Annotated in this window: 13 protein-coding genes; 11 read left to right on the top strand and 2 right to left on the bottom strand. The window is 62.5% G+C overall.

All coding sequences use genetic code 11. The features are described from left to right. The first annotated feature begins 15 nt into the window (after positions 1 to 15). The 4 genes from K3F44_RS24590 (at position 16) to K3F44_RS24575 (ending at position 6,806) form a co-directional block, all read left to right on the top strand. On the top strand, positions 16 to 1,080 hold the full coding sequence (locus tag K3F44_RS24590) for an imelysin family protein (RefSeq protein ID WP_150570806.1): 1,065 nt from the start codon (positions 16 to 18) through the stop codon (positions 1,078 to 1,080). A gap of 1 nt (position 1,081) precedes the next feature. After that, positions 1,082 to 2,179 carry a DUF1513 domain-containing protein gene (locus K3F44_RS24585; protein ID WP_101316769.1) on the top strand — a complete coding sequence of 366 codons (1,098 nt, stop codon included), beginning with the start codon at positions 1,082 to 1,084 and terminating at the stop codon, positions 2,177 to 2,179. A 417-nt stretch (positions 2,180 to 2,596) separates the two neighbouring features. Then, a complete protein-coding gene (locus K3F44_RS24580; RefSeq protein ID WP_220633136.1) occupies positions 2,597 to 3,742 on the top strand; it encodes an efflux RND transporter periplasmic adaptor subunit in 1,146 nt (381 codons plus the stop codon). Positions 3,743 to 3,755: 13 nt separating this feature from the next. Beyond that, a complete protein-coding gene (locus tag K3F44_RS24575) occupies positions 3,756 to 6,806 on the top strand; it encodes a multidrug efflux RND transporter permease subunit (protein WP_220633135.1) in 3,051 nt (1,016 codons plus the stop codon). A 51-nt stretch (positions 6,807 to 6,857) separates the two neighbouring features. Here K3F44_RS24575 and K3F44_RS24570 read toward each other — a convergent pair whose 3' ends face one another. Together K3F44_RS24570 and K3F44_RS24565 are read right to left on the bottom strand one after the other, a co-directional pair. Next, on the bottom strand, positions 6,858 to 7,418 hold the full coding sequence (locus K3F44_RS24570) for a response regulator transcription factor (protein WP_101316763.1): 561 nt from the start codon (positions 7,416 to 7,418) through the stop codon (positions 6,858 to 6,860). Beyond that, positions 7,418 to 8,674, bottom strand: a complete 1,257-nt coding sequence (locus tag K3F44_RS24565) for an ATP-binding protein (protein ID WP_103436140.1) — start codon at positions 8,672 to 8,674, stop codon at positions 7,418 to 7,420. The genes K3F44_RS24570 and K3F44_RS24565 overlap by 1 nt, the downstream gene beginning before the upstream one ends. 203 nt (positions 8,675 to 8,877) lie before the next feature. Here K3F44_RS24565 and K3F44_RS24560 point away from each other — a divergent pair, with 203 nt between their 5' ends. From K3F44_RS24560 to K3F44_RS24530, 7 genes are all read left to right on the top strand, one after another. Then, a complete protein-coding gene (locus tag K3F44_RS24560; protein ID WP_101316759.1) occupies positions 8,878 to 9,591 on the top strand; it encodes an SIMPL domain-containing protein in 714 nt (237 codons plus the stop codon). A 317-nt stretch (positions 9,592 to 9,908) separates the two neighbouring features. Beyond that, on the top strand, positions 9,909 to 11,534 hold the full coding sequence (locus K3F44_RS24555) for an ABC transporter substrate-binding protein (RefSeq protein ID WP_181108492.1): 1,626 nt from the start codon (positions 9,909 to 9,911) through the stop codon (positions 11,532 to 11,534). A 210-nt stretch (positions 11,535 to 11,744) separates the two neighbouring features. After that, the gene (locus K3F44_RS24550; RefSeq protein WP_220633134.1) at positions 11,745 to 13,337 is read left to right on the top strand and encodes an ABC transporter substrate-binding protein; all 1,593 of its coding nucleotides are present in this window, start codon (positions 11,745 to 11,747) and stop codon (positions 13,335 to 13,337) included. Between the two features lie 109 nt (positions 13,338 to 13,446). Continuing rightward, positions 13,447 to 14,823 carry an OprD family porin gene (locus K3F44_RS24545; RefSeq protein WP_181089317.1) on the top strand — a complete coding sequence of 459 codons (1,377 nt, stop codon included), beginning with the start codon at positions 13,447 to 13,449 and terminating at the stop codon, positions 14,821 to 14,823. Positions 14,824 to 14,893: 70 nt separating this feature from the next. Further along, a complete protein-coding gene (locus K3F44_RS24540) occupies positions 14,894 to 16,492 on the top strand; it encodes an ABC transporter substrate-binding protein (RefSeq protein ID WP_220633133.1) in 1,599 nt (532 codons plus the stop codon). A 101-nt stretch (positions 16,493 to 16,593) separates the two neighbouring features. Further along, positions 16,594 to 17,604, top strand: coding sequence for an ABC transporter permease subunit (locus K3F44_RS24535; protein ID WP_101316749.1), 1,011 nt, complete (start codon positions 16,594 to 16,596; stop codon positions 17,602 to 17,604). Between the two features lie 9 nt (positions 17,605 to 17,613). Next, entirely contained in the window at positions 17,614 to 18,540 is a 927-nt protein-coding gene (locus tag K3F44_RS24530) for an ABC transporter permease subunit (RefSeq protein ID WP_181108495.1), read from the top strand. Positions 18,541 to 18,542 lie beyond the last annotated feature (2 nt).

Below are 18,542 nucleotides of genomic sequence, written 5' to 3'. Positions count from 1 at the left end.
CGCAAGGAGCCGGGCATGTTCCGACCCAAACTGTTGTTCACCAGCCTCGCCGCAATCGCCCTCGGTGCTTGCTCGCCGCAAGACCCGCAGGCCGTCACCTCGGCGGCAATCGCCAAGCAGGTGATCTTGCCGACCTACAGCCGCTGGGTCGAAGCTGACCGCCAGCTGGCCGCCAGCGCCCTGTCCTACTGTGAAGGCAAAACCACCCTGGACGCCGCTCGCGCCGACTTCCTCAACGCGCAAAAAGCCTGGGCCGAGCTGCAGCCTCTGCTGGTCGGCCCGCTGGCCGAAGGCAACCGCCCGTGGCAGGTACAGTTCTGGCCCGACAAGAAAAACCTGGTCGGCCGTCAGGTCGAGCAACTGGTCAACGGCGACAAGCCGATCGACAACGAGACCCTGGGCAAGTCCAGCGTCGTCGTGCGCGGTCTGTCGGCCTACGAGTACATCCTCTTCGACAGCAAGCCGGACATCGCCACCCCTGAGCAGAAGGCCCGCTACTGCCCGCTGCTGGTGGCCATCAGCGAACACCAGAAGGCCCTCGCCGAAGAGATCCTCAAGGGCTGGAACAGCACCGACGGCATGCTTTCGCAGATGACCAAGTTCCCCAACCAGCGCTATGCTGACTCGCACGAGGCGATCGCCGATCTGCTCCGCGCCCAGGTCACCGCACTGGACACCCTGAAGAAAAAGCTCGGCGCACCGATGGGCCGCCAGAGCAAGGGCATCGCCCAGCCGCTGCAGGCCGAAGCCTGGCGCAGCCACTCTTCGATGAAGAGCCTGGAAGCCAGCCTGAAAGCCGCCCAGGCGGTCTGGGTCGGGGTCGACAACCGCGGCTTGCGCGGCCTGCTCAGCAAGGACCAGAGCGCCCTCGCCGACAAGATCGACGCCGCCTATGCCAACGCGCTGAAGCTGCTGGCCGCCAACGACAAGCCCCTTGGCGAGCTGCTTGCGGACGACGCTGGCAAGCAGACCTTGAACGATATCTACGACAGCCTCAACGTGGTTCACCGCCTGCACGAAGGCGAGCTGGCCAAAGCGTTGAACATTCAGCTGGGCTTCAATGCCAACGACGGTGACTGACATGCTGCGACGCCAGGCCCTGAAACTTGCCAGTATCGCCCTTAGCGCCCTGACCCTGGGCGGCTGGAGCCTGCTGCGCAACAAAGGCAGCGAGCCACTGCTGCTGTCGGCCCGCGACGATGCCGACGGCAAGCACTACGCCGTCGGCTATCGCCTCGACGGCAGCCAGGTGTTCGCCACCGAAGTGGGCCAGCGTTGCCACGCCATCATTCATCACCCGCAACAGCCGATTGCGCTGTTCGTGGCGCGTCGCCCCGGCACCGAAAGCTATCTGGTCGACCTGCGTGATGGGCGTTTGCTGCAAACCCTGACGGCGCAGCCCAACCGGCATTTCTATGGCCATGCGGTGATGCACAAGGACGGCGAGTGGCTGTACGCCACCGAGAACGACACCACCGATCCGGGCCGTGGCGTACTCGGGGTGTATCGCTTCGACGGTGAACGCCTGGTGCACAGCGGCGAGATCTCGACCCACGGCATCGGCCCGCACGAGCTGGCGTGGATGCCCGACGGCGAAACCCTGGTAGTGGCCAACGGCGGCATCCGTACCGAAGCCGAAAGCCGAGTGGAGATGAACCTCAACGCCATGCAACCAAGCCTGGTCATGATGCAGCGCGATGGCACCCTGCTGTCCAAGGAAACCCTCGGCCAGCAGATGAACAGCGTGCGCCACCTGGCCATCGGCAGCGACGGCACCCTGGTCGCTTGCCAGCAGTTCATGGGCGCATCGGATGAGACCGCCGAGCTGCTGGCGATCAAGCGCCCGGGCGAACCGTTCCAGGCATTCCCGGTGCCGGAGCGGCAATTGCAGTCGATGGCTCAGTACACCGCCAGTGTGGCCATCCACAGCGAGTTGCGGCTGGTCGCCCTGACTGCGCCGCGGGCCAACCGGCTGTTCATCTGGGACCTGGACACGGCAGCGATCAAGCTCGACGCACCGATGCCCGACTGCGCCGGCGTGGGTGCGGTGAAGGACGGTTTTGTGGTCACCTCCGGCCAAGGCCGTTGCCGCTTCTACGACTGCCGCAAACAGCAGCTTGTGGGCCAGCCGCTGGAGCTGCCGTCTGGCTTGTGGGATAACCATCTGCATCTGGTTTGATCAGATAGAGCCGTCGGATAGCCGGGGCCAGCTGCGCTGGCCTATCGCGATCGTTCCGGCGCCCCGGCACCCGCGTTCCATCGACATGCGCGGTCCACTGTAGGAGCGGCCTTGTGTCGCGAATGGGCTGCGCAGCGGCCCCAGCATTCTTTGGCGCTACGCAAATCCCGGGCCCGCTACGCGCGCCTTTCGCGACACAAGGCCGCTCCTACAAAGACAGCGTGCGTTCGATGTTCGCGGGATGCCGCGATTTATTTGTCTCGCTCAACGATTGCTGGGCAGATTTAGATCAACGAACGGCCCATTCGAAACACTACTCACTGAAAACCAGCGATACTCAGTGCATTCGCACGTGGGCAGGAACGCCCGTGGTCGTGCCTCAGCCATAACAATGACTACCTCCAGGGAAGTGGACCTATGCTGCGCCGGCGCATGCTGATCATGTTGGCCATCGTGCTGTTGATCGTGTTGATTCTGGGGGGCTACAAGGCCTTTTCGATCTATCAGCAGATCCAGATGTTTACCGCACCGAAACCGCCGGTCAGCGTTGCCGCCGCAACGGCTGAGCAGCGCCCATGGCAGCAGCGCCTGCCGGCTGTCGGCAGCCTCAAGGCGTTGCAGGGCGTCGAGCTGAGCCTGGAGCAGGCCGGCACGGTGAAGTCGCTGCACTTCGAGTCTGGCCAGCAGGTCAAGCAAGGCCAGTTATTGCTGCAACTGGACAGCGATCAGGAAGCCGCCCTGCTCGGCACCGCCCAGGCTGACCTAGGCCTGGCCAAGGTGGACTACGGCCGTGGTAGTCAGCTGGTTGGTGACCAGGCTATCTCTCGCGGCGAGTTCGACCGGTTGACTGCGCAGTACCGGCGTAACCAGGCGGTGGTCGATCAGCTCAAGGCCTCGCTGGAGAAGAAGAGCATCAAGGCGCCGTTCAGCGGCACCATTGGTATCCGTCAGGTCGACATCGGCGATTTTCTTGCCAGCGGTACGGTGATCGCTACCCTGCAGGACCTGTCCAGCCTGTACGTCGACTTCAACATGCCCGAGCAGAGCCTGCCGCAACTGGCCCTCGGCCAAAAAGTGCTGCTGCAGGTGGCGGCGTTCCCTGGCCAGACCTTCAATGCCACGCTCAGCGCGATCAACCCCAAGGTCGACGAGAACACCCGCAACCTGCTGGTCCGCGCCAGCCTGGCCAACCCCGATGGCAAGTTGCTGCCGGGGATGTTTGCCAGCCTGCTGGTCCTGCTGCCCGATCCTCAGCCACAGGTGGTAGTGCCGGAGAGCGCCATCACTTACACCCTGTACGGCAACTCGGTATACGTGGTCAGCCCGAAACAGAACGCAGACGGCCAGCCGGAAAACGCCGCCGACGGCAAGCCGCAGCTGATCGCCGAGCAACGCACCATCCGCACCGGCGAGCGCCGTGACGGTGTGGTGGTGGTCAGTGAGGGGCTCCAGGCGGGAGAACGGGTGGTCAGTGCCGGGCAACTGAAACTGACCCCGGGCGCCGCCATCCAGATCACCGAGCAAGCGTCGACCACCCCAGCCAGCGCTCCGCGCGGCAACTGAGCAGGAGGCTGACATGGCGTTCACAGACCCGTTCATCCGCCGCCCGGTGCTGGCCAGTGTGGTCAGCCTGCTGATCCTGCTGCTCGGCTTTCAGGCCTGGAGCAAACTACAGATCCGCCAGTACCCACAAATGGAAAACGCCCTGATCACGGTGACCACCGCCTACCCCGGGGCCAACGCCGAGACCATCCAGGGCTATATCACCCAGCCGCTGCAGCAGAGCCTGGCCAGTGCCGAAGGCATCGACTACATGACCTCGGTGAGCCGGCAGAACTTCTCTATCATCTCGATCTACGCACGGGTTGGCGCCAACAGCGACCGCTTGTTCACCGAGCTGCTGGCCAAGGCCAACGAAGTGCGCAACAAGCTGCCGCAGCAGTCCGAAGCGCCGGTATTGAGCAAGGAGGCAGCAGACGCCTCGGCGCTGATGTACATCAGCTTCTACAGCGAGCAGATGAGCAACCCGCAGATCACCGACTACCTGTCACGGGTGATCCAGCCCAAGCTGGCGACCCTACCGGGCATGGCCGAGGCCGAGATCCTCGGCAACCAGGTGTTTGCCATGCGCATCTGGATCGACCCGGTCAAATTGGCCGGCTTCGGCCTGACCGCCAATGACGTCACCGATGCCGTGCGCCGCTACAACTTCCTCTCGGCCGCAGGCGAGGTCAAGGGCGAGTACGTGGTCACCAGCATCAACGCCACCACCGAATTGAAATCACCGGAGGCGTTTGCTGCATTGCCGCTGAAGACGGCCGGCGACACCAGGGTGCTGCTCGGCGATGTCGCCCGGGTCGAGATGGGCGCAGAGAACTACGACACGGTCAGCTCGTTCGACGGCACGCCCTCGGTGTACATCGGCATCAAGGCCACGCCGTCGGCCAACCCGCTCGAGGTCATCAAGGAAGTGCGGCGGGTCATGCCGGAGCTGGAAGGTCAACTACCGGCCGGGCTCAAGGTGTCGATTGCCTACGACGCGACGCTGTTTATCCAGGCCTCCATCGACGAAGTGATCAAGACCCTCGGCGAAGCGGTGCTGATCGTCATCGTCGTGGTGTTCCTGTTCCTCGGCGCGCTGCGCTCGGTGCTGATCCCGGTCGTCACCATCCCGCTGTCGATGATCGGCGTGCTGTTCTTCATGCAGACCATGGGCTACTCGCTGAACCTGCTGACCTTGCTGGCGATGGTGCTGGCGATCGGCCTGGTGGTGGACGATGCGATCGTGGTGGTGGAAAACATCCATCGCCATATCGAGGAAGGCAAGACGCCGTTCGATGCGGCGCTGCAAGGCGCCCGCGAAATTGCGATACCGGTAGTGTCGATGACCATCACCCTGGCTGCGGTGTATGCACCAATTGGTTTTCTCGAAGGCCTGACCGGTGCGCTGTTCAAGGAGTTTGCCCTGACCCTGGCGGGTGCAGTGGTGATCTCCGGCATCGTCGCCCTGACTCTGTCGCCGATGATGTGCGCGTTGCTGCTGCGCCGCGAGCAGAACGCCAGTGGCCTGGCGCATCGCCTCGACCGGATCTTCGACGGCCTCAAGCTGCGTTATCAACGGCTGCTGCACGGCACCCTCGACACCAGGCCGGTGGTGGTGGTGTTTGCCGTGATCATCCTGTGCCTGATCCCGGTGCTGTTCAAGTTCACCCAGAACGAGCTGGCGCCCGACGAGGATCAGGGCGTGATCTTCATGATCAGCAGTGCGCCGCAGCCGACCAACCTTGATTACCTGAACACTTATACCAATCAGTACACCGGGATCTTCAAAGGCTTCCCGGAGTATTACTCGTCGTTCCAGATCAACGGCTTCAATGGCGTGCAGAGCGGCATCGGTGGCTTCCTGCTCAAGCCGTGGAACGAGCGCGAGCGCAGCCAGATGGAGCTGCTGCCACTGGTCCAGGCCAAGCTTGCCGAAATCGCCGGCCTGCAGATCTTCGGCTTCAACCTGCCGGCGCTGCCCGGCACTGGCGAAGGTTTGCCGTTCCAGTTCGTAATCAATACTGCCGGTGATTACCCGGCGCTGCTCGAGGTCGCCCAGCGGGTCAAGGAGCGCGCGCAGGCGTCCGGCAAGTTCGCCTTCCTCGACATCGACCTGGCGTTCGACAAGCCCGAGGTGGTGGTCGACATCGACCGGGCAAAGGCGGCGCAGATGGGCGTGTCGATGGACGTGCTCGGCGGCACCCTGGCCACCCTGCTCGGCGAAGGCGAGATCAACCGCTTCACCCTCGAAGGGCGCAGCTACAAGGTCATCGCCCAGGTCGAACGCGTCTATCGCGACAATCCCGACTGGCTCAACAGCTACTACGTGAAGAACAACCAGGGCCAACTGCTGCCGTTGTCGACCCTGATCACCCTGAGCGACCGTGCTCGACCGCGCCAGCTCAACCAGTTCCAGCAACTGAACTCGGCGATCATTCAGGGCGTGCCACTGGTGAGCATGGACGAAGCGCTGGCGACGGTGCGGCAGATCGCCAGTGAAGAAGCGCCAGAAGGCTTCTCGTTCGACTACGCCGGGGTATCGCGGCAATTCGTCCAGGAAGGCAGCGCGCTGTGGGTAACTTTCGGCCTGGCGCTGGCGATCATCTTCCTGGTGCTGGCGGCGCAGTTCGAGAGCTTCCGTGACCCGCTGGTGATTCTGGTGACGGTGCCGTTGTCGATCTGCGGGGCCTTGCTGCCGTTGTTCCTGGGCCTGTCGAGCATGAACATCTACACCCAGGTCGGCCTGGTGACGTTGATCGGGCTGATTACCAAGCACGGCATTCTGATCGTCGAATTCGCCAATCAGCTGCGCAAGGACAAGGGGCTGGATGTGCGCGAAGCCATCGAAGAGGCGGCGGCGATCCGCTTGCGGCCAGTGCTGATGACAACCGCGGCGATGGTGTTCGGCATGGTGCCGTTGATTCTGGCGACAGGCGCTGGGGCGGTCAGCCGCTTTGACATCGGTATGGTGATTGCCACCGGGATGTCGATCGGGACCTTGTTCACGCTGTTTGTGCTGCCGTGCATCTACACGCTGCTAGCGCACAAGACCGTGGCACGGGAGGCGGAGGTAACGCGCGGGTGAAGTACACGCTGCCGGCTGGATCGCCACTCGACCCAGCCGGCAGCGCTCACCTCAGCGGCGTACCGGGCGCTTCTGCAGCTTGCGCTGCAAGGTGCGCCGGTGCATGCCCAGCGCCCGCGCCGTGGCGGAGATATTGCCTTCGTGCTCGCCGAGCACGCGCTGGATGTGTTCCCACTGCAGGCGGTCCACCGACATGGGGTTTTCCGGTACCAGCGAATCCAGATCAGCGTGCTCGGACAGCAACGCCGCCAGCACGTCATCGGCATCAGCCGGTTTGCACAGGTAATTGCAGGCGCCACGCTTAATCGCCTCGACCGCAGTGGCAATGCTCGAGTAACCGGTGAGGATCACCACGCGCATTTCCGGGTCCATCTCGAGCAGCTTGGGCAGCAGCACCAGGCCCGAATCACCGTCCATTTTCAGGTCCAGCGCGGCATAGTCGGGCAGGTCGTGCTGGGCCAGGATCAGACCTTCCTCGGCCGACGATGCGGTGCTTACGCGGAAACCGCGGCGGCTCATGGCTCGGGACATGACCCGGGTGAAGGTGGCATCGTCGTCTACCAGCAACAGGTGCGGCAGCTCTTCGCCGTCGATCTGGGTTTCATCAGTCATCATTCATCTCCTCGCTTGCCACGGGGCAGGCGCAGCTCGGTAAGCGTGCCGCCCTGCTCATGACTATAGAGTTTCACCGAGCCGCCCGCACGCGTAACGCTGGCCTTGCTCAGAAACAGGCCAAGACCGAAGCCTTTGCCCTTGGTGGTAAAGAAGGGTTTGCCGATGGCCTCGGCAATGGCCGGAGGAATGCCCGGGCCATGGTCGCGGATACTGATGATGATGTCCTCGGCGTTCCAGTCGAGGCGCACTTCAAGGTCATCCGGGCAGGCATCGGCAGCATTGTTAAGCAGGTTCAGCAGCGCTTGGGTCAGGTCGGGCGGTGGGGTCAGTTGCGGCACCTCGCCATCGCGCAGGCGCTGGAAGCGGTAACTGGCTTCGGGGCGCATCAGGTGCCAGCGGTTGAGTGCTTCGTCGAGCCAGGCGGTAACGTCCTGCTCGACGATGGCCATGCGTCGGTTAGCCTCGGCGGCGCGCACCAGTTGCTGCAGGGTCTGTTTGCACAGCTTGACCTGGTCCTGCAGGATCGCCAGGTCCTCCTGCAACTGCGGGTCGTGATGGTCCTGGCGCATCTCGTTGATCAGTACGCTCATGGTCGACAGCGGCGTGCCCAGCTCATGCGCGGCACCGGCGGCCTGCGTGGCGACGGCCAGCAATTGCTCATCGCGCAGACTCTCTTCGCGGCGCTCGCCACGCCATTGCTCCTGGCGGCGCAACTCTTCGGCCATGCGTGCGGCAAAGAAGGTGATCACCGCCGCGGCCAGGGCAATACTCAGCCACATGCCGTAGACCTGCATGGTGTCGCGCGCCAGCGGCAGCGTTTCCAGCGGATAGAACTGCACCAGCAACAGACTGTAGGCGACCAGGGCCAGGCCCGAGAGCACCAGCGAGTAGATCCACGGCAAGGTCACCGCAGCAATCGCCAGCGGCACCAGGTAATAGGAGACGAACGGGTTGGTCGAGCCACCCGAGTAGTACAGCAAGGCGCTGTGAATCAGCAGGTCACAGGCCAGCTGGAAGGCGTACTCGAGTTCGGTAACCGGCAGCGACAGGCGCAGGCGCAAGGCGGTGAAGGCGCACAGCAGCGATGACAGCGCCAGGGTTGCCGCCAGCGACAGCCACGGCAGCGGCAGCAGTTCGGTCCAGTAGGCAACGCCGACCGAGCCGGCCTGGGCGGCCAGCACCAGGACCCGAATAACGGTCAGGCGCCAGAGGTTCTGGCGAGTTGCAGACAACGGTTGTGCGGCAGCGAGCATGAGCTCTCCTGATGAGTGCTCCAGGGACATCGGCGGGAGTATACCCAAGCCTGGCCTTGCACTGCAGCGCTGCGGCAAAGCGCCACACTTTGTCACAGCTTGATGATGGCACTTTTGAACCCACTACACTGAAACCGGTCTTATGGGCCATGCGTGGCATGGACAATTACTCGCCACGCCTATTCTTCGCCAAGGAGTCACCTATGCATATGTCTCGTCGCAGCACTGCCCTGCTTCTTTCCTGCGGCCTGTTGGCCAGCCTCCCGGCGCTGGCTGAAGAGCCGCGTTACAACCAGGTCTCGCTGCGCGCCGAAGTCAGCAAGGAAGTGCCCCGCGACCTGATGGTCGTGACCCTTTACAGCGAAGCTCAGAACAGCGATCCGGGCAAGCTGGCCAAGGACATTACCGAGACCATGAACAAGGCCATGCAGCAGGCGCGTCAGGTCAAGGAAGTGAAAATCAGCCAGGGCAGCCGCAACAGCTACCCGGTCTACGATGCCAAGGGTCAGAAGATCACCGCCTGGCGCGAGCGTGCCGAGCTGCGCCTCGAGAGCGCCGACTTCCCGACCCTGTCGAAACTCACCGGCGAGCTGCTGCAGGACCTGAAGATGGGCGGCATGGACTTCTCCATTGCCCAGACTACGCGCAAGACCAGCGAAGACGAGTTGCTCAAGGATGCGGTAAATGCCTTCAAGGCTCGCGCTCAGCTGGCGACCGAGGCCCTCGGCGGCAAGGGTTACAAGGTGGTCAACCTGAACCTGAACAGCAGCGGCTATCCGCGCCCTTACATGCGCAGCGCGCCAATGGCGATGAAAGCCATGGGGGCTGATGAGGCGGCGGTGGCGCCTGAAATCGAAGCGGGCACCAGTGAAGTCAGCATGAATGCTGACGGTTTGATTGAAGTGCTGATGCCTTGATCGATTGATCTGCACGTTATACCGGGGGCCGCTTTGCGGCCCCTTCTTACATCGCTTTAAGCCCTTTCCTACGCCCCAAAGCGGCGCTTCTTCCTTGACATCCCGCTGCGCAACATATGGCAAAAAGCCGCCATCTTCGCCGCGCAAACGATCAACTTCGCCATTACTTACACCCAGGCGACATTATCGTACGCTCGTTCCACATTCCGCCTGCCAGCTATCACCCACACTGTTGCATTGCCAATCTGCCACGCATAAAGATCGAAGGGTCGGCTCACAAGGCCATCTCAGCTAAAAATGACAACAATGAGGCCATCATGCTCAAACATGCAGTCATTCCGCTTTTATTCGGCGCAGGCTTGCTCGCCGGAGCGCCGTCGGCCAGCGCCGCGAGCAACCTGGTGTTTTGTTCGGAGGGCAGCCCGGCAGGCTTCGATCCTGGTCAGTACACCACTGGCACCGATTTCGACGCTTCGGCCGAGACCATCTTCAATCGCCTCAGCCAGTTCGAGCGCGGCAGCACCAAGGTGATTCCGGGGCTGGCGACCAGCTGGGACGTCTCCGACGACGGCAAGACCTGGACCTTCCACCTGCGCGAAGGGGTCAAGTTCCACACCACGCCGTACTTCAAACCGAGCCGCGACTTCAATGCCGATGACGTGCTGTTCACCTTCCAGCGCATGCTCGACAAGAACCACCCGTTCCGTAAGGCCTACCCCAGCGAATTCCCTTATTTCACCGACATGGGCATGGACCGCAACATCGCCAGCGTCGAAAAAATCGATGAGCACAGCGTGCGATTTACCCTCAATGAGGTAGATGCAGCGTTCATCCAGAACATGGCGATGAGCTTTGCCTCGATCCAGTCAGCGGAATACGCCGATCAACTGCTAAAGCAGGGCAAGCCGGCCGACATCAACCAGAAGCCGATCGGCACCGGCCCGTTCGTTTTCAACAAGTATCAAAAGGACGCGCTGATCCGTTTCAAGGGCAACAAGCAGTATTGGCAAGCCGGTGAGGTCAAGCTCGACAACCTGATCTTCGCCATCACCACCGACGCCTCGGTGCGCATGCAGAAGCTCAAGCGTAACGAGTGCCAGGTGACACTGTTCCCGCGACCGGCCGACATCCAGCCGCTCAAGGCCGACAAAGACCTGCAGATGCCTGACCAGGCTGGCTTCAACCTGGGCTATATCGCCTACAACGTGATGGACCAGATCAAAGGCAGCAACCAGCCCAACCCGCTGGCCCAGCTCAAGGTTCGCCAGGCCCTGGACATGGCGGTGAACAAGCCGCAGATCATTGAATCGGTGTACCAGGGCGCCGGCCAGCTGGCAGTCAATGCCCTACCGCCGACCCAGTGGTCTTACGACAGCAGCATCAAGGACGCCCCCTACGACCCGGAAAAAGCCAAGCAGCTGCTCAAGGAGGCCGGCATCAAGGAAGGCACCGAGATCACCTTGTGGGCCATGCCCGTGCAGCGCCCATACAACCCCAACGCCAAGCTGATGGCCGAGATGCTGCAGGCCGACTGGGCCAAGGTTGGCATCAAGGCCAAGATCGTCAGCTATGAATGGGGTGAGTACATCAAGCGCTCCAAAGGCGGCGAACAGGGCGCCATGCTGATCGGCTGGAGCGGTGACAATGGCGACCCGGACAACTGGCTGGGCACCTTGTACGGCTGCGATGCGGTCGACGGCAACAACTTCTCCAAGTGGTGCTACAAGCCCTATGACGACCTGATCAAGCAGGCCAAGGCCACCCCTGACCAAGCCAAGCGCAGCGAGCTGTACCAACAGGCGCAGCACATCCTCAAACAGCAGGTGCCGATTACCCCGATCGCTCACTCGACTGTGTACCAGCCGATGCGCAGCACAGTGCAGGACTTCAAGATCAGCCCGTTCGGCCTCAACTCCTTCTACGGCGTAAGCGTCGCCAAATAACCCCGCCAGGCCCACTGCCAGCCCTTGGCAGTGGGCGCTGTAATCAGGCCATCGGACGGATCCCCCACTTCCGTCGGAAAATCCCTACAGCCCTTGGGGAAATCACAACCTGTCGCCCCCTTCCCTCCCGACGTAACGTCAGGAACGAGCAATTGTTGCCGCTCCAGCGCCCCCGCTGCGGCTGACATTGGATGAGGAGAAGGATCTGCCATGCGCCATATTCCGCTGTATTCGGTTGTATTAGGCCTGGGCTTGCTGACCCAGGCATCGCTCAGCCATGGCAACAGCCTGGTGTTCTGTTCCGAGGGCAGCCCGGCCGGCTTTGACACCGCCCAGTACACCAGCGCCACCGACAATGACGCCGCCGAACCGATCTACAACCGCCTGGTCGAGTTCGAGCGCGGCGGCACCGCAGTGCAACCGGCGCTGGCCGAAAGCTGGCAGGTCAGCGACGACGGCCTGCATTACACCTTCAACTTACGTGCGGGAGTGAAATTCCACAGCAGTTCAACCTTCAAGCCAAGCCGCGACTTCAACGCCGATGACGTGCTGTTCACCTTCCAGCGCATGCTCGACCGTCAGCACCGCTTCCGCCTGGCGTACCCCAGCGAGTTTCCCTACTTCGTCAGCATGGGCCTGGACAAGAAAATCGCCAGGATCGAAAGCAACGATCCGCTGAGCGTCAACTTCACCCTGAATAGCGTCGATGCAGCGTTCATCCAGAACATCGCCATGAGCTTCGCCTCGATCCTCTCCGCCGAGTATGCCGAGCAGCTGCTCGCCACCGGCCGCCCGACCGACATCAACCGCAAGCCCATCGGCACCGGGCCGTTTGTGTTCAGCAAGTATCAGAAAGACTCGCAGATCCGCTACAAGCGCAACGCGCACTACTGGGCGCCTGAGCAAGTGCAGCTGGACAACCTGATCTTTTCGATCAACGTCGACCCGTCGGTGCGGATGCAGAAGCTGCGGCGTAACGAATGCCAGGTGACCCTGAATCCAAGGCCTGCCGACCTGCCGATGCTCAGCACTGACGACAACATGCAGGTGTTGAGCATGCCGGGCTTCAACCTCGGCTATATCGCCTACAACACTCAGCACGCGCCGTTTGACCAGTTGCAGGTGCGCCAGGCCATGGACATGGCGGTCAACAAGCAGGCGATCCTGCAGGCGGTGTACCAGGACGCCGGGCAACTGGCCGTCAATGCCATGCCGCCGACGCAATGGTCGTACGACACCAGCATCAAGGACGCCCTCTACGACCCGGCCAAGGCCAAGCGCCTGCTGGACGAGGCCGGGGTCAAGCCCGGCACCGAAATCACCCTCTGGGCCATGCCCGTGCAGCGTCCTTACAACCCCAACGCCAAGTTGATGGCAGAGATGCTTCAGGCCGACTGGAACAAGCTCGGCTTCAAGGTGCGCATCGTCAGCTACGAGTGGGGTGAATACGTCAAGCGGATGAAAAGTGGCGAGCATGACGTTGCCCTGATCGGCTGGACCGGCGACAACGGCGACCCCGATAACTGGCTGGGCACGCTTTACAGCTGCGCCGCCATCGGCAGCAACAACTACTCGCGCTGGTGCGATCGCGAGTACGACCAACTGGTCCAGCAGGCCAAACAGGTCACCGACCCCGCCAAGCGCAGCGCGCTGTATCAACAGGCCCAGCAGCGCCTCAAGCAGCAGGTACCCATTACCCCGGTAGCCCATTCGACGGTCAATCAGCCGCTCAGCACTCGGGTCCAGGGCTTCAAGGTCAGCCCATTTGGCCGCAATGCCTTCACTGGCGTCAGCGTCGATTGAGCCGCTGCGCCCGCCCTCTTCGCGGACACCCCGCGTCCTCCGGCAACACCGCAACCACCCCGCGCTCACAAGGCGCGGCGATAACTAAAAATACAATGGAGCTGTAGCCATGAAACTACCCGTAACCACTGCACTGGCACTGTCGCTAGGTGCGTTCTGCACGGTCGCCCAGGCCGACACGCTCGGCGATGAGTTCTTCACCCTGAAGCTCAGGCCCAGTGCCCAGGCTGACGCCAGCGGCTTTTTCGACGGCCAAAGCGTCACCGGCAGCACCCGCAACTGGTATGCCCGCGAACGCGCAGCACGCGCGCCGCTGTGGAAGTACAGCAAAAGCGACGGCAGCCGCCACGACACGCATAGCCGCAGCAACTGGCTGCAGGGCAGCATCCTCAACTACAGCTCAGGCTTCACCCAGGGCACCGTCGGCTTCGCCGCAGAAGTGGCGGCCTACAACGCTGTAGCCCTGGAGCGCGACCGCCGCTCGGTGGCCGGCCCCAACAACCGTACCCTGACCCACAGCAATGGCGACCCGCTCGACCAGTGGAGCAAAGCCGGCCTGGCCAATATCAAGGCGCGGATTTCCAACACCACCCTGACTGCGGGCCGCCAGTCGCTCGACACACCAATGCTTGCCAGCATCGGCAACCGTGCTCTGCCCTCGAGCTTTCAAGGCGTCAGCCTGCACAGCGCCGAATTCGACAAGCTCTCGTTCGACTTCGCCAGCTTCGACCGAGTCTCGCCACGTACCGAACAAAGCTTGAGCAAGTTCCGCAGCGAGTATGGCGCTGCTGGCCTGGAAACCGACCGCGCCAGCACCGTCGGCCTCAACTATCAGCCGCTGCCCAACCTGAGCGCCAGCCTGTACGCGGCCAAGGTGGATGACTTCTGGAACCAGTACTACTTCGGCGCCAACCATGTGCTGGGAGACAGCGCAAGCCTGAGCCTGACCAGCGCCCTGCACTACTACAAAACCAAGGACGAAGGCCGCAAGAAGCTCGGTAAAATCGATAACGACACCTACAGCCTGTCGCTGGGACTGACTCATCAGGCGCACAGCCTGACGGCGTCCTGGCAGCAGGTCATGGGCAACGAGTATTTCGACTACCTGCATGAAACCAACGGCATCTACCTGGCCAACTCATTACTCTCGGACTTCAACGGCCCCAACGAGAAATCGCTGCAGTTGGCCTATGTCCTGAACATGGCTTATTACGGCGTGCCCGGACTCAAGTTCAACCTGTACAACGCCCGCGGCTGGGGCATCGACGGCACCCACTACCGCGGTACGGCCTATGACGTGCGCGGCCTGGACGGCGAGACCCACTACGAGTGGGGTGTCGGCAGCAGCTATGTGCTGCAGAGCGGCCCATTGAAAGACACCAGCATCCGCGCTACCTATACCACCCACCGGGCCAGCAAGGCGCAGTCCGACGGCAGCCTGGATGAACTGCGCATCGTCACCACCATCCCTTTCAACATCCTTTGACCGTAGCCGCCGCGGCTCGCTGAGGCCGGCCGTGGCGGCTACGCTGGATCATTCATAGCAGGGAGGTTGCATGACATCTCTATCCCTACGCGCTGCCCTGGCAGCCCTGTTGACCCTCGCCGCAGCGGCAAACGTTGCGGCCAAGCCGCTGGTGGTGTGCACCGAGGCCAGCCCTGAGGGCTTCGACATCGTTCAGTACACCACCGCAGTGACTGCCGACGCTTCGGCCGAGACCGTGTTCAACCGCCTGGTCGATTTCAAACCCGGCACCACCGATATCCAGCCAGCGCTGGCCGAGCGTTGGGAGATCAGTGCCGATGCCCTGACCTACACCTTCCACTTGCGCCCAGGGGTCAAATTCCACAGCACCGATTACTTCACGCCGACGCGCGACTTCAACGCCGACGACGTGCTCTGGAGTTTTCGCCGTCAGCTCGATCCGAACCATCCCTGGCACAACAAGACCAGTGTCGGTTATCCGTACTTCGAGAGCATGGCGTTCAGCAAACTGATCAAGTCGGTCGAGAAGACCGATCAGCTCACCGTGGTCTTTACCCTCAATCGGCCGGAAGCGCCGTTCCTGCGTGACATGGCCATGGCCTTCGCCTCAATCTACTCCGCCGAATATGGCGATCAGCTACTCAAGGCCGGCACCCCCAACCTGCTCAACAGCAAGCCGATCGGTACCGGTCCGTTCATCTTCCAGCGTTATCGCAAGGATGCTCAGGTGCGCTACAAGGCCAACCCGGAGTATTTCCGCGGCAAGCCGCCGGCTGACCCGCTGATATTCGTGATCGCCACCGACAACAACGTGCGGGTCCAGAAACTGCACGCCAACGAATGCCAGGTCGCGCTGCATCCCAAGCCTGACGATGTGCCTTTGATCAGGCAGGACAAACGCCTGAAGGTGGCAGAGCTGGAAGCGCTGGTCACCGGCTATATCGCCATGAATACCCAGCGCAAATACCTCAGCGATGTGCGCGTGCGCCGCGCGATCAACCTGGCCTTCGACCGCCAGGCGCATGTCGACCAGTTGTTCGGCAAAGGCAACGCGCTGATGGCGGTAAACCCTTATCCGCCAAGCATGTCCGGCTTCAATACCGACAACCACAACCCTCCTCGTGATCTGGACAAGGCCCGCGCGTTGCTGGCAGAGGCCGGAGTGCCGCCCGGCACCGCGCTCACCCTGTTCACGCGCAACGGCGGCGGCCCGACCAACCCCAACCCGCGCTTGTCTGCCGAGATGCTCCAGGCAGACCTCGCTCAGATCGGCATCAAGCTTGAAATCCGCGTGATGGAGTGGGCCGAGATGCTGCGCCGGGCGAAAAACGGCGAGGCCGATCTGGTCTCTACAGGCTGGGGCAGCGACAACGGCGACCCGGACAACTTCCTCACTCCGCTGCTCAGCTGCGATGCGGCCGAAAGCGGCGAGAACTATGCACGCTGGTGCAACTCTGAGTTTCAGGCACTGATCAGTCAGGCGCGCACCGTGATCGACGAAGATCAACGGGCAAACCTCTATTTCAAGGCCTTGGCGGTGTACGATGGCGACCAACCCTGGATCAGCATGGCCCATCCGAAAGTGTTCACGGCCATGCGTGCGAATGTGGAGGGTTATCAGCTCAACCCTCTGACCAACAATAACTTCGCCACAACCCGGGTGGAGTAGCACGACAACAATGACCGCTGGCAGCCTGCACGGGAGCCGGCGGCGCAATCCGGACCAGCCGCCCCGATGGCGGGCTGGCCGGCTGATGAGGTACACCAAGCATGTTGAGTTTTATTGCCCGACGTCTGGGCCTGCTGATTCCGACGTTCTTCGGTATCACTCTGCTGACCTTTGCCCTGATTCGCCTGATCCCCGGCGACCCGGTCGAAGTGATGATGGGCGAACGCCGGGTCGACCCTGAAATGCACGCCCAGGCCATGGAGCGCCTGGGCCTGAACAAGCCGCTGCCGGTGCAGTACCTGGACTACATCGGCAAGCTCGCCCAGGGCGATCTGGGTGAATCGTTGCGTTCTCGCGAGAGCGTCTGGAGCGAGTTCACCACGCTGTTCCCGGCGACCCTCGAACTGGCCCTGGCGGCGCTGTTCTTCGCCGGCGTCGTCGGTTTGCTCGCCGGCGTGATCGCCGCCCTCAAGCGCGGTTCGCTGTTCGATCACGGGGTGATGGGGCTTTCTCTGGCCGGCTACTCGATGCCGATCTTCTGGTGGGGCCTGATCCTGATCATGTTCTTCTCGGTGAGCCTTGGCTGGACGCCGGTATCCGGGCGCATCGATCCCTTGCTGGATATTGAGCCGCGGACCGGCTTCATGCTCATCGATAGCCTGCTCAGTGACGAAGAAGGCGCGTTCAAGGATGCGCTCATGCACCTGATTCTGCCGGCCATCGTGCTTGGCACCATTCCACTGGCGGTAATCGCCCGCATGACCCGCTCGTCGATGCTCGAAGTGCTGCGCGAGGACTACATCCGCACTGCTCGCGCCAAGGGCCTGTCGCCAGCGCGGGTGGTGTTCGTGCATGGCCTGCGCAATGCGCTGATCCCGGTGCTGACGGTGTTCGGCCTGCAGGTCGGCGCGTTGCTGGCAGGCGCGGTCCTGACCGAAACCATCTTTTCCTGGCCGGGCATCGGCAAATGGCTGATCGAAGCCATCGGCGCCCGTGACTATCCCGTGGTCCAGAACGGCATCCTGCTGATCGCCTGCCTGGTCATTCTGGTCAATTTCGTCGTGGATATTCTCTACGGCCTGGCCAATCCACGTATCCGTCACCAGCGCTGAGGCCCCGTCATGAGCAGTAATACACGCAACACCGTGACCGCGCCCAGCCCGGTCGATCAAAGCCTGCTGTACCCGTCACCGTACAAGGAATTCTGGCAAGCGTTCGCGCGCAACAAGGGCGCGGTCGCAGGCCTGGCATTCATGACCCTGGTGGTGTTCTGCGCGCTGTTCGCGCCATGGGTTGCGCCGCACAGCCCGAGCGAGCAGTACCGCGACTTCCTGCTGACCCCGCCGGTGTGGCTCGAAGGCGGTACCTGGCAGTTCATCCTCGGCACCGACGAGCTTGGCCGTGACCTGCTGTCGCGGCTGATCCAGGGCGCGCGCCTGTCGCTGCTGATCGGCCTGTCGTCGGTGGTGATTTCGCTGATCCCGGGCGTGCTATTCGGCCTTTTGGCCGGGTTCTTCCCGCGGATTCTCGGGCCGTCGATCATGCGCCTGATGGACGTGATGCTGGCCCTGCCTTCGCTGCTGCTGGCAGTGGCCATCGTCGCGATCCTCGGCCCTGGCCTGATCAATACCGTGATCGCCATCGCCATCGTTTCGCTGCCGGCCTACGTGCGCCTGACCCGCGCCGCGGTGATGGGCGAACTCAACCGCGACTACGTCACCGCTGCCCGCCTGGCCGGCGCCAGCCTGCCGCGGCTGATGTTCGTCACCGTGCTGCCGAACTGCATGGCGCCGCTGATCGTGCAGGCGACCTTGAGCTTTTCCTCAGCCATTCTCGATGCCGCAGCACTGGGCTTTCTTGGCTTGGGTGTGCAACCGCCAACGCCTGAGTGGGGCACCATGCTGGCCTCGGCCCGCGACTACATCGAACGCGCCTGGTGGGTGGTGAGCCTGCCCGGTTTGACCATATTGCTCAGTGTGCTGGCAATCAACCTGATGGGCGACGGACTGCGCGATGCGCTGGACCCGAAACTCAAGAACGCCGCCTGAGG

Origin of the sequence: Pseudomonas sp. S07E 245 (assembly GCF_019599025.1) — a bacterium.
Taxonomy (GTDB): domain Bacteria; phylum Pseudomonadota; class Gammaproteobacteria; order Pseudomonadales; family Pseudomonadaceae; genus Aquipseudomonas; species Aquipseudomonas shirazensis.
This window is presented reverse-complemented; position numbering and strand designations above follow the sequence as displayed.